Below are 12,333 nucleotides of genomic sequence, written 5' to 3'. Positions count from 1 at the left end.
TAAGTTAATTATGCCTATTCAAACCGTTAAGTTACTCGCCTTTATTAGTTTTGCGTTAATCGCTTTTGCTGGAAATTCAGTTTTGTGTCGTCTGGCTTTGGGGCAAGGTTTAATTGATGCTTCAAGTTTTACATCAATACGCCTGTTGTCTGGCATTGTTTCTTTGCTCGTTATCAGTCTCATTATAGTTAAAGGTAATGTTGTTACTGTTGTGCAGCAATTTAAAAAACAAAACTCGTTAAAAACCTGGTTAGCCAGTTTAATGTTATTTGTTTATGCGGTTACGTTTTCTTATGGATATATATCGTTAGATACGGGTACTGGGGCATTAATTTTATTTGGCTTAGTGCAACTTACAATGATCATTGTTGGTGCGTTGTACGGTAATAAATTACATTTTGCAGAATGGTTCGGGATAGCGTTAGCCTTTTTCGGTGTGATTTATTTAGTTATGCCTAGCTTATCAACGCCGTCCTTATTAGGTTTTATCTTAATGTCTTTATCTGGTATCGCATGGGCGATTTATACTTTATTGGGGAGAGGTTCTAAGCAGCCAATAATGGATACGACTGCGAATTTCCTACGCACGATTCCTTTTGTACTTGTGTTGATTTTACTCACTTTTGAATACAGCAAAATTACTGAGTGGGGCATGGTATATGCTGTCTTATCGGGAGCTGTTACCTCTGCTATGGGATATGCACTTTGGTATCTAGTACTTAAAGATATATCAGTGACTCAAGCTGCTGTGATACAACTTTTGGTGCCAATATTAGCGGCTATTGGTGGCGTGTTATTTGTTAGCGAACCAATTTCTATTAGGTTAGTTATCTCGTCTTTATTAGTTCTCGGCGGTATTTTAATAGTGATAATGGGGCGTCGTTATTATACCAAGTCTTGATTTTTTCTTTGTGGTTGCAGGTATAAAATAGATAAGGTTTATATGGACAATATAACAGGCAGTATTAAATGAATGTAGCAAGCTCAGTCCAAGTGATGTTTCGTTTTTTATCACTTAATCGTATGCAGAGTTTTACTCTAAATAAAGAGTTGATGGATGCTTATTGCATTGAGGTAGAAGAGAAAAAGCAATACATAGGCATGGTGCCTTTAACGCCAATGAGTCTTAACGATATTATTGATTTTTATATCAAGCAACAACTGACATTGGATGACTGTGATATTTCGATAATGGTCAACATGGAAATGGTTGATGTTAATCAACAAGTACCTAAAATTGTCAGTGACATGTTAAAGCACATTGAATGTTCAATGTCAGTTGTACTGACTCAAGACTAGCGATAAGGCGATAAGGCAATTAGTCATATGGGATCTAGCTGCGTTGTGGCATAGTCCTGAGACTTTAATCTGTCGATTAAACTCATTTATGATTGTAGGTGAATTCATCACTTTATTTATTTTAGGAAACGTTAGCTCATGTCCGATTTGATCCCAATAGAAGATATATCTGAGATAAATCCAGATGTAACTTGTTCCACTTGCCGAGCTAACTGTTGCAAGTTGGAAGTGATGTTGATCACAGAAACTGGCGTGCCAGAACGTTACATTAAAACCGACAAATGGGGTTCTGAAGTGATGCTAAGACTCGATGATGGTTGGTGTGCTGCGTTAGACCGAGACACCCATATGTGCAGCATTTATGAAGTTCGTCCGCTAATTTGCCGAGAATTTGAAATGGGATCGTTTGAGTGTCAGGAAGAGCGCAATGATTAGTTACTTAAGCAATATAAAGCATGAGTGTTAGCAAGATGATAGGTCGTAAAATTAGTGTGTTAGGTGGCGGTTGGCTAGGTTATCCACTTGCGCAAGAGCTTGTTCAATTAGGTGCCAGTGTTAACCTTTCCACACGCTCACAGCAAAGAAAACATTCCTTTGACATTAACACTGACATGGACACTAACACCCAAATTAAGGCTAAAGCTTTATCGGCGTTTTTAGTCGATATAGAAAACCTATCGAGTGATGTTACTGATTTTTTAAACGCTGAAGTATTAGTTGTTAATATCACTAATAAGAATATCCCTGCATTTGCAGCGTTAATTGAAAAAATTGAACAGTCGCCAATTAAACATGTGATGTTTATTAGCTCTACATCAGTTTATCCAGATAATAACGGCGTGATTTCCGAGTCAGACAAGTTAGAGTCTGCTGAACATCCATTATCGAAAATAGAGTGGTTGTTTAAGCAATCAAATTCATTTGATACTACGGTGATCCGCTTTAGTGGGCTTATTGGTTATGAACGTCATCCAGGTCGTTTTTTCCGTAACGGTAAAACCATTAAAAATGCACAGGCTAAAGTGAATCTTATTCACAGAGATGATTGTCTTAATATTATTTGTCAGATAATAAATGAAGATATTTGGTCGGAAGACTTTAACGTTTGCTCAGATACTCACCCAAATAAACAAGAGTTTTATACTCACGCTGCCAAATCTTTGGGCGTAGAACCAGCTCAGTGTGAAACGAATTCAACACCTGCATTTAAGGTTATTGATAACGCTAAAGTGAAAGCTAGACTAAATTATCAGTTTGTTTATCCCGATGTAATGGCTATCGATTTTAGTCGTGATGTTTGTTAATTAGCTAAGCGCTATTGATCTTCTGGTATCGAAAATGAGTGCCATAACTCTTTTCGTTCCAGTGGTGTTTTACTTGGTAATACCGGATTACCTAAGTGAATAATGGTTCTGTTTTCCAAATCTGCTTTTTTAATATGTTCCCCATAATATTGTTCAAAAGTGTCTTTTAAAATATCTTGCTTGACCAATTCTTCTAATCCCCATGACAAACGCTCAGCTATTTGCGGCGTGGTTTTTGATACAAACATATAAAAAGGTGCGGGAATATGTAGGGCTAATCTTGGCTCAACAGCTAGGTTTGGGAATGAGGTTTTTCTGATCTCAATCTCATCGTATATTTCATGTATGCCTCTAGGTATGTAATCAAATCTATTTTTATCTAACATGGCAAAAATAGAGTCATAAGAATAGGCGTCGGAAATGGTAAAACCTAATGCGTTGAATGTTTCACGTGTTCGCCAACTTTTTCGCAGGCCTATGGTGAGCTGCTTAAGTTGCTCTGGGGTATTAATATTATTGAACACTTCTGCGTTGGATTTATTGATGGCTAATAAACGATAACTAAAAATACCACGTCTTAGCGGAATACGAACTGGTATGCTGTTTTGTTCCCATTCTTCGGTGGACAAAGCCATGGCAACATTGATGAATTCCCCCCTTGTGAGCTCTTTTAATGTTTGATGATTAGGGATGGAGAAACCAGCAACCTCAATTTCATAAGGACCAAATTTATCAACACCAATAGCCAATGCTTTATTTAAAATGTCGTAGGTGTATCCAGTTCTTATATCTATTTCTGATTGGCCCTTGTTGACCTTTATTTTATCTAATGCGATGGCTGGAGTTGAAGCTAATAAGCTAAATACTAGAATATATAAAACGGATGAGTTAAACAGGCTAATAAATAAGATTCTCATAAGCATCCAATATCAGTGACTCGCGCTGAGATAAACAAGCAAGGTTAAAAATCGTCCAGTAAATATAGATGAAAGAAGATTATTTAGCGAATATCACGGCTTTAATTCAAATTACTAAAATTCAAAGGAGGTATTGCGATTTAACCACATAGTTTCAGCTTGCTGTAATGCCTGTTCAACACTAATAGAATCCAACAAGGTTAAGTAAGTGGCAATTGTGCCAACAATAGCTTGTTGTGCGTATTCAAATTGCAATTCACCAGTCCAACATTTTCTTAGTTCTAAAGGCTCAAGTTCTCTTGGTTTTATTTGCCAGTTAGGTAGTAAGGTTGGAAACTCATTACTGGATATGTCGTTATTATTAACTAAGTGTTGGATAAATCCTCGTTCAGGATTTACTTCCACTTCTCCGCCTTCACCACGAATACAAGATACATGTTTGTCGCCTAATAATTTAGCGACTTGAATATGCCTTTCATCAAAATGACGATGAAATACGCCATGAAAACTATAGGTTGCTGATGTTGGGTTTAACATTCTGGCTAAAGTATTAGCAGGCGAGCGCAGTCCAAACAAACGACGCATTTGAATTAAGTGATTTAACTTAGGGTTTACTTGTTCTAAATCCATATAAGCAAAATTGGTTTTATCCAATTGCTCATTGGCTTGTGCTGCGGTTTGTGAAATTGGTATGTTTAGCTGTTTAAATACGTCGGGCAAGTACAGTCTATTTGAGTCTGGCTCTTTACAGCCATGTAAAAATATCCGCTTACCGGATTGAGCAAGGCATAACATGGCTAATAAAAACCAAGGTAAATGGCGACGTTTTCCGGCGTAGCAGCCCATGTCTAAATCGACATTGATTTGTTGTACTGGCGTTGGTGTATATTCGCGGGTGGCTTTAACAAATCCAGCGAGTTCTTCAGCAGACTCTTCTCTAACACGCAATAACATTAAAAAAGCACCAATTTGTTCAGGTTCAGCTTGGCCTTTTAACAATAGATAAAAGGCGCTGTAGGCCTGCTCCATGGTTAAATATTTACCCGCATTTTTACCTTTGCCAATTAGCTTTATGTATTGCGAAAATTCATTCATTTTTATTGTTTTACCGTTACGCCGCAGCGTGTGTTGACTTTGCATGAAGCAAATCAATATTAACTTGAGCTTGGTAATTTATAACATCGCCGACCACAATCAAAGCAGGACCAATAATATTTTCACTATTTAATACTTGTTCAATATCAGCCAAGTTAGAAATGTAGGTTTTTTGATTGTTTGTGGTGCCTTGGTCAACGATCGCCATTGGGGTTGTCGCTGTTTTTCCGTACGAGATCAGATTGTCTGCTATGTGTTTTACTTTATTTAAGCCCATGTAAAAAACCAAAGTATCGTTAGATTCTGCATAGTTTTTCCAATCAGCCGCAATCTCGTCACTTTTAAAATGTGCAGTAATAAAACGAACCGAATGCGCACAATCTCTGTGCGTTAAAGGAATACCAGACCAGGCTGCGCAACCAGATGCTGCTGTTACGCCGGGTACAATCGCAAAGTCTATATTATGCTGTTGTAGATGCTCAATTTCTTCTGCTGCTCGGCCAAATATAGATGGGTCACCACCTTTTAAACGTACGACATCTTGCCCAGCAAGCGCGCGTTCAGATAACAACTGACAAATCTCATCTTGCGTCATGCTATGACGCCCACATTTTTTACCAACAAATACTTTCTCTACATTCTTAGGGATCATATTCACGATCTCAGGACTGACTAACCAGTCGTACATAACAACGTCAGCCGTTTGTAATAAACGGTAAGCTTTTAGTGTTAATAATTCAGCATCACCAGGACCTGAGCCAACTAAATGTACATGACCAATAGAATTAGCTGGTTTAGTTAATTTAGCTTTATCAGCACGAGCCTTTTTTAATTGTTCTTTTGCTAAGTCAAAGCTAAATAAACGGAACATATTTGAACGCAGCGCAGTTAAACGAAACATTGCTAAATGAGATAAGTTAAACGTTAAATTAAACATAATGTACCTGCCTATATTTCTGTAATTGGGATTTGAACTAATTTGGCATTTTGCTGTGCCACACTATTACTGATATTTTTATTTGTAGATAGCGAGTTAGTTGTTTGGCTATTGTTTTGCCCGTATTCGTTGATCAGCGATCTCAATTCACTTTTACATGAACCACAGTTAGTACCGCACTTAAGTCGTTTACCTAACAACTCAGTTGTATTGTCATTGTTATCAACAATGGCATTTATAATTTGCGTTTCACCAATTTTGAAACAACTGCATATTGTTTTACCGTTTAAGAAATTTTGCTCTACGTCGGCACGTAAAATACGGTTGATTTGTTCAACGGTAACACTTGGTTGAGCAAATAAACTTTCTACCCAATCGGCATTTATCTCTGGTTTATAGTCTGCTAAAAATGCAGCAAATTGCAGTTTGTTTTCTTTGATACAAAGTACCGTACGAATGCCACTTTGACTGTTTTCAAAATAACTCCAATCACCAGACACCTGGTTATGCTCACGACACCAATTTATGGCCAAATCAATAGAGTTAGACGTTGCACAAATATACTCAAAACCTGAGGTTATTTTTACTTTGGCCCAATAGTCACTTTGCGGTTCAAATTCAGAGGTAGAGAAGCATTGGATAAATTGTTTGGTTTCATATTTTTCGACTTTAACCACAGTGAATTTACATTCTGGTTGACCCGAAATAGGGTCAACAAAAGAGCCAAAACATTTAGCGATATTGGCGGTTGGCGCGGTTAACTGGCTCCAGTGAATCGGCGCAAATAAGTTACCTGTTTGTAAACCTTTATCAAACTGCAGCGGTAGTATTACTTCACCATAAGGGCTGGCTACTTTAACTAAGTCAGACTTAGTTAAACCTAATTTTTCTGCTTCTTCCGGGCGAATAAATAAAAATGGTTCTTTTACATTTTTGGCTAAGGCGGCAGATTTCCCTGTCCGACTCATAGTGTGCCATTGATCTCTTAGTCGGCCAGAATTTAAAATAAATGGATATTCAACATTTGGTATTTGTTGCGGTAATTGCGCTACTACATTTATAAATTGCGCCTTTTGTGATGGTGTATAGAATTTCCCATCATCAAAAATATGCTGACGCCCATTAGGATAAGTACTATTAACCGGCCATTGAATAGGCGTTAGTCGGTTGTATTCATTAAGTGATAATTGAGATAAAGCTGAAATATCAAAGTCACGGACGGCATAACCATCAGTGCCATTTTTATAACCAGACAAACGTGCGTGTTCTTTAAATATGTCGGCAGAGTGTTGATAATTAAAGTGCTCAGTAAAGCCCATTTTATGAGCCACATCACGAATAATTTGCCAGTCATGTTTGGCTTCACCAGGAGCGGCCATTAAGCCTGTTTGACGAGAGATTCTGCGTTCAGAGTTGGTAACGGTTCCGTCTTTTTCACCCCAAGTCGTGGCAGGTAATTTAACGTCTGCATAGGTAAGCGTATCGTTCTTTTCCATGCAATCAGATACCACAACAAACTCACATTTTTTAAGTGCTTGTTCCACCACGTTTCTGTTGGGCATGCTGACTAACGGATTGGTTGCCATGATCCAAACTGCTTTAATTTCGCCTGAGTTAATTTTATCGAATAAGTCGACGGCTTTAGCCCCTGACTTTTGACAAATAGTGGGAGACTGCCAAAACTCTTGTACTAAATCACGGTGAGTTTTGTCTTCAATATTCATGTGTGCGGCTAACATATTGGCTAAGCCACCTACTTCACGGCCACCCATGGCATTGGGTTGTCCTGTGATAGAAAAAGGTCCAGAACCCAATTTTCCAATTTTACCTGTGGCTAAATGACAGTTAATTATGGCATTACATTTATCTACACCTTGGCTAGATTGATTAACCCCTTGAGAGTAGAAAGTAACGCTACTTTTTGACTGAGCAAATAACTGATAAAACTGCTCCAATTCTTGTTCTGTTAAATCACATAATAAAGCGGTTGTTGTTAAGTCACTACTTGCAACCGCTTTTGCTGTTGTTGCCCAGCCTTCACAATGAGCATTTATGTATTGGTTATCTATTGCGTCGTTCTGAATTAAGTAATGTAATAAGCCATTAAACAAAGCCACATCGCTGCCTGCTTTTAACGGTAAGTGAGCATCTGCTAACTCTGCCGTGGCTGAACGTCTTGGATCAATAACGATGATCTTGACGTTAGGATTGGCCAGCTTGGCTTTTTCCATGCGTTGAAATAAAACCGGATGTGTCCAGGCTGCGTTAGAGCCTACTAAGACTAAAAGCTCGGTATGGTCTAAATCTTCATAACTACAAGGAACGGTATCTGAGCCAAATGCACGTTTATAACCAGCTACTGCCGAAGACATACATAAGCGTGAATTAGTATCTATGTTGGCTGAACCAATGAAACCTTTCATCAGTTTATTGGCAATATAATAGTCTTCCGTTAAGATTTGTCCGGATACATAAAAAGCGACAGAGTCAGGTCCAAATTCATCAATGATCTGACTGAACTTTTCTGCAACATGTTGAGTTGCTTGTGGCCAATCTACTTGTTTACCATCAATCATAGGATGCAATAAGCGTCCATCGTGATCTATGGTTTCAATTAAGTTTGACCCTTTAACGCATAAACGGCCAAGATTAGCTGGGTGATTTGGGCTACCAACAACGGCGCTTGGAATGCCATTTGTGGTGGTGATATCCACGCCACAACCTACCCCGCAATATGGGCAACTTGATCTAATTGTTTTTTGTTCAAATTGTTGGGTCATTTTTTACTCACAAAAAAAAGGCGACAACCTTTTCAGGAAGCGCCTTTGCTTGTTTAATTAGTTTTTACCTCTACATTGAGGAGCTAGTGATATAGAGTTTTAAAACTCTTAGCTGATAACGAATAATGCTTTTATTAGGTAATTGATTATTCGGCGATGAATATTAAGTAACAAGTTATATGCCAGTAACAAATAAATCAATTAATTAGGCTAACTGTTTGTTATTAATGATCTTATTTTTCATGCAGTAAATGTAGGGGGATTTTACTTGCACACTGTTGGTGCTAATCGTCCATGATTATTATTTATTGTCACCTAATTGGGTCATCTACCTTCTTAAATTTAACATCTCTTGGTATAAGTCAGGTCGGTAAACGTCTTTTAGAAGTTGTTGTTTCATTGCTTGTGTAAAGTCTTTTGGCAATTGATTGGCTAAAACCATCTTGTCCAATAAAACTCTGCCTTGGCTTAATTGTGGTAGGTTCGCGTCTTTACTTATAAAGCGATTATAAGCTGGGATACTTCTAGGTGCGCCGTCTTTGGTGGTTAAACAACTACCAATTAGCGATGGCGCTATAACATCTAAAGATTCATCTAGGTACGTTTGTAGCACTCTGGCTGCTTCAAATCGGTTGGCAATGGAATCTAACCATTCACAGGTTTGTTGTACCGCGGCTAACATAGCTAAAAACGTGTTTGGATTTTTTTGTTGCCACTGTTTAGTTACAGCTAATACTTTTTCTGGTGCTTCATGCCAAATATCACATGAGGTGATCACGGTTGCGCCAATGCCTGCTCTTACAGCTTTGGTATTCCAAGGCGTACCAACACAAAAACCATCTATATCATTTTTTTCTAGTGAGGTTGTCATTTCAGTTGGCGGGATAATGATAATCTCAATGTCATTATCAACATCGATTCCAGCTAAAGATAACCAATCTCTTAGTTGGTAGAAGTGACAAGAATATGGATAAACGGCAGCAAAACGTAACTTAGCTTCACCATTTTTTTGTCTGTTTATTACAACTTGTTTTATCCATGATGAATCAAGAGGTAATGACGGTTCTTCGCCATGGTTCAGTTTTGTTATCTGGTCAAATAAGGCAACAGAAATTGTAATGCCATTGCCATTCATACTTAAATTGAAAGCGTTAATAACATCACATTTTGCACCATTTAATCCTAGCGTACTCGCAAAGGGCATAGGAGCTAATACTTGTGCGGCGTCTAATAAACCTGCGTGTAAACGATCTCTAACGGTTGCCCACGAATGCTGGATGTGTAAGTTGACATCAAGTCCCCATTGCTTAAAGAAACCTAAATGCTTGGCCATAACCAGTGGTGCACAATCGGTAAGTGCAACTATGCCTATGTTTAATTCAGTTTGTTCTAACGTTCGGTTCTGTGTAGTCATGTTATTTTGCTCCACCCATTAACTGCATCATGGAGATAAGGTTTTTTGCGACATCTTCCATTTTTTGGCCATTATCCATCGCCATTTTTCGGATGGCGGAATAGGCCTCTTGCTCGGTCATATTTTGTTTTTCAATCAATAATGCTTTTGCCTGATCAACCCACTTTCTGGATTCTAGTTGGCGTTTAGCATCGGATAATTCGTTTTTAAGACCTTGGTGTTCATTAAATCTTGCGACAGCAACATCTAAAATGAATTTTGCACGATCTGGATTTGTATCGCCGGAAACATAAGCACTAACGCCTGCTTTTATCGACTCACGCATTAAGTCAGGCTGATCTTGTTCTGAAAACATCACGATAGGTTTAGGATTAAAGGCTGATATGGTACTTAAGCTTTCAATTGTGTCGCGGTTTGGTGATTCAATATCAATGAGGATGATATCTGGCTCAGTATTTTCTACTTCTTTTAACAGGGATACACTCGTATGAGCTAAATGCTTTACTAAATAAGGGGTGTCTTTTAACGCAGTTTCAAACGTTAACGCTCGATCCATATTGTCATCAATAATTAAGACAGTTAATAATTTTGCTGTCGTGGATGATAGTTGTTGTACAGACATATGAATAAACTAAACCCTTTATTACACTACTTGTTGTAGATTTTTTATGGCTGAAATTAAATAGAGCCATAAACGCGCATGTTATATCTAAGTTGCATTAACCATTGATTTACATTGTTTTTTTTGCATTTGAATCTGCATAATTGGCTATTTTTGACTAAAAGTAAACGGAAGTTAGCTAAAAAATGCACAATGATAGTGAAATGTTTTCTTATAAAGATCAAGGTGTTTAATTATTCCCGTTATAGATTTAACAATCATCAATATAAAATGTCTGATAAAAGTGACTTGTTCTAAGCCGTTTTTGTAATTTTTGGCACTGTAAGTCTATGTGCCGACTATCTTAAAAAAGTCATACAAACTATAATGAACCCATCTAACAGATTAACAGTAATTCGATATCCCATGAGCAACGAAGAAATATACAAAAACAATCCATTACACGGTAAAAAATTAGAGCAGATTTTAGAAGAGCTTGTTGACTTCTATGGTTGGAGTATTCTATTTGCGTACATTAATATTAACTGCTTTAAAACTAATCCAAGTGTTGAATCTAGTTGTAAATTTTTAAGAAAAACTCAGTGGGCGTTAGAGAAAGTTGAAGGTTTTTATATGTATAAACTTAAAAACTTACCAAAGCCTGACGATACTCAATTTGAATTACCGCCACGTGATCGCATTGTCCCTTTGACTCAAAAACCGAGAACGCCAAGAGAACTTAGCTTGGAAGATGCAGAACGTGTACGTTACAACAAACAAAAAGCCAATTTAACTCGTTCGATTAGACAAAAGGCGTCTACAGCGGAAGACCCTTGGGGAATGTCCCGCAGGAAATGAACGGGTTTGTAATTTTTTAATGGGCTTGCTAACTTACTGAAATATTAAAGTAATTAAAAATAGAGACAGGGATATATATGAGATTAATATTAGTTTTAGTGCTAGTAATTATAACTTTTAATGCGGTAGCTGAAGATAAAAAAGCCATTACTGATAATGGTGATGTGGTGATATTAAAAAGTAATGGTACATGGACTTACGAATCTGAAATTGAAGAAGTTAAATTAACAGAAAATAGTCAAAATTTCATTAAAGAGCCAGACTCTACATTTAAACTAAAAAGCTCGACAAATAATTCAGCTTTTTGGCTCAATCCTAAAAAATGGAGCTTTAAGAAAAATAATGATTCAGCTGCTATTGAATACAATCTATATTCTAAAGGCTCAGATCTTTACGGTATGATCATTACAGAAAGTATAGAGATCAAACTTGAAGAGCTTGTTAATATTGCTTTTTCTACTGCACAGTCCGCAGCTCCTAATATGAAAGTGATAAAAAAAGAGTATAGAAATGTAAATGGCTTGAAAGTTATTTATATGGAAATGCAAGGCACTGTAAAGAGTATGGAAATAACGTATTTTGGCTATTATTACTCGGACGCTGAAAGTGCAACTCAGTATCTTGCATATACAGGTAGCAAGTTAGTTGAAAAGCATAAAATTGATATTGCTAAATTTTTGAACGGTATTGATGTTCAGTAAAGATATAAAATTCATAGTTCACTATAAAAAAACCAGCTATTTCCGTGCGGGGAAATAGCTGGTTAACATTAGATAACGTCGCTAGCTAGTTCATTTAATCCAGGGCGAACTAGTTAACGTATGCCATTCATCATTCTATTAAAATGATTCAAGTTCTCTTTTACTTAACTCACCATCTTTGTTGAAATCGATGCTGTTAAAGTTATTCATTAATGTTTTGTTATTGCTTGCAGCAACTTCAGCTTTGCTTAATGAACCATTTTTGTCAGTATCAAATTTACTTAATAATTTAGCTAGGTCTGCTTTTGGAGCGCCAGCTACTTCAGCGGTAACAGGTGCATTTGCACTTGCGTAGAATGTAACGAATAAAGACGCAACTGCAGCTAAAGTGATATTTTTTAAATTAAACATATTAATTTTCCTTTCT

13 protein-coding genes are annotated in these 12,333 nt (G+C 37.2%); 6 read left to right on the top strand and 7 right to left on the bottom strand.

Going from position 1 to position 12,333, the window contains the following annotated elements; genetic code table 11:
- The first annotated feature begins 10 nt into the window (after positions 1–10).
- The 4 genes from BTO11_RS02590 to BTO11_RS02575 all read left to right on the top strand — a co-directional run bounded on the left by BTO11_RS02590 (position 11) and on the right by BTO11_RS02575 (position 2,603).
- The gene (locus BTO11_RS02590) at positions 11–901 is read left to right on the top strand and encodes a DMT family transporter (RefSeq protein WP_105051117.1); all 891 of its coding nucleotides are present in this window, start codon (positions 11–13) and stop codon (positions 899–901) included.
- A 68-nt stretch (positions 902–969) separates the two neighbouring features.
- Positions 970–1,299, top strand: a complete 330-nt coding sequence (locus BTO11_RS02585) for a hypothetical protein (RefSeq protein ID WP_105051116.1) — start codon at positions 970–972, stop codon at positions 1,297–1,299.
- Positions 1,300–1,437: 138 nt separating this feature from the next.
- Positions 1,438–1,734, top strand: a complete 297-nt coding sequence (locus BTO11_RS02580) for a YkgJ family cysteine cluster protein (protein ID WP_105051115.1) — start codon at positions 1,438–1,440, stop codon at positions 1,732–1,734.
- Between the two features lie 20 nt (positions 1,735–1,754).
- Positions 1,755–2,603, top strand: a complete 849-nt coding sequence (locus BTO11_RS02575) for an NAD-dependent epimerase/dehydratase family protein (protein WP_105051114.1) — start codon at positions 1,755–1,757, stop codon at positions 2,601–2,603.
- Positions 2,604–2,614: 11 nt separating this feature from the next.
- Here BTO11_RS02575 and BTO11_RS02570 read toward each other — a convergent pair whose 3' ends face one another.
- The 6 genes from BTO11_RS02570 to BTO11_RS02545 all read right to left on the bottom strand — a co-directional run bounded on the left by BTO11_RS02570 (position 2,615) and on the right by BTO11_RS02545 (position 10,368).
- On the bottom strand, positions 2,615–3,520 hold the full coding sequence (locus BTO11_RS02570; RefSeq protein ID WP_105051113.1) for a hypothetical protein: 906 nt from the start codon (positions 3,518–3,520) through the stop codon (positions 2,615–2,617).
- A 114-nt stretch (positions 3,521–3,634) separates the two neighbouring features.
- A complete protein-coding gene (locus BTO11_RS02565) occupies positions 3,635–4,615 on the bottom strand; it encodes a glycosyl transferase family protein (protein WP_105051112.1) in 981 nt (326 codons plus the stop codon).
- Between the two features lie 16 nt (positions 4,616–4,631).
- Positions 4,632–5,552 (bottom strand): uroporphyrinogen-III C-methyltransferase, encoded by a 921-nt coding sequence (gene cobA / locus BTO11_RS02560; RefSeq protein WP_105051111.1) that lies wholly within the window; start codon positions 5,550–5,552, stop codon positions 4,632–4,634.
- An 11-nt stretch (positions 5,553–5,563) separates the two neighbouring features.
- Positions 5,564–8,332 (bottom strand): nitrate reductase, encoded by a 2,769-nt coding sequence (locus tag BTO11_RS02555; RefSeq protein ID WP_105051110.1) that lies wholly within the window; start codon positions 8,330–8,332, stop codon positions 5,564–5,566.
- Between the two features lie 328 nt (positions 8,333–8,660).
- Positions 8,661–9,746 carry a CmpA/NrtA family ABC transporter substrate-binding protein gene (locus tag BTO11_RS02550; protein WP_105051109.1) on the bottom strand — a complete coding sequence of 362 codons (1,086 nt, stop codon included), beginning with the start codon at positions 9,744–9,746 and terminating at the stop codon, positions 8,661–8,663.
- A gap of 1 nt (position 9,747) precedes the next feature.
- On the bottom strand, positions 9,748–10,368 hold the full coding sequence (locus tag BTO11_RS02545; protein ID WP_105051108.1) for an ANTAR domain-containing response regulator: 621 nt from the start codon (positions 10,366–10,368) through the stop codon (positions 9,748–9,750).
- A gap of 405 nt (positions 10,369–10,773) precedes the next feature.
- On the opposite strand from BTO11_RS02545, the gene BTO11_RS02540 reads away from it, so the two are divergent.
- Together BTO11_RS02540 and BTO11_RS02535 are read left to right on the top strand one after the other, a co-directional pair.
- A complete protein-coding gene (locus BTO11_RS02540) occupies positions 10,774–11,205 on the top strand; it encodes a VF530 family protein (RefSeq protein WP_105051107.1) in 432 nt (143 codons plus the stop codon).
- Positions 11,206–11,282: 77 nt separating this feature from the next.
- On the top strand, positions 11,283–11,906 hold the full coding sequence (locus BTO11_RS02535) for a hypothetical protein (protein ID WP_105051106.1): 624 nt from the start codon (positions 11,283–11,285) through the stop codon (positions 11,904–11,906).
- 138 nt (positions 11,907–12,044) lie between these two features.
- Here the strand turns inward: BTO11_RS02535 and BTO11_RS02530 are convergent, their stop codons facing one another.
- Positions 12,045–12,317, bottom strand: a complete 273-nt coding sequence (locus BTO11_RS02530) for an EF-hand domain-containing protein (RefSeq protein WP_105051105.1) — start codon at positions 12,315–12,317, stop codon at positions 12,045–12,047.
- Positions 12,318–12,333: the final 16 nt, after the last annotated feature.

The sequence above is a fragment of the Psychrosphaera saromensis genome, assembly GCF_002954545.1.
Taxonomy (GTDB): domain Bacteria; phylum Pseudomonadota; class Gammaproteobacteria; order Enterobacterales; family Alteromonadaceae; genus Psychrosphaera; species Psychrosphaera saromensis.
This window is presented reverse-complemented; position numbering and strand designations above follow the sequence as displayed.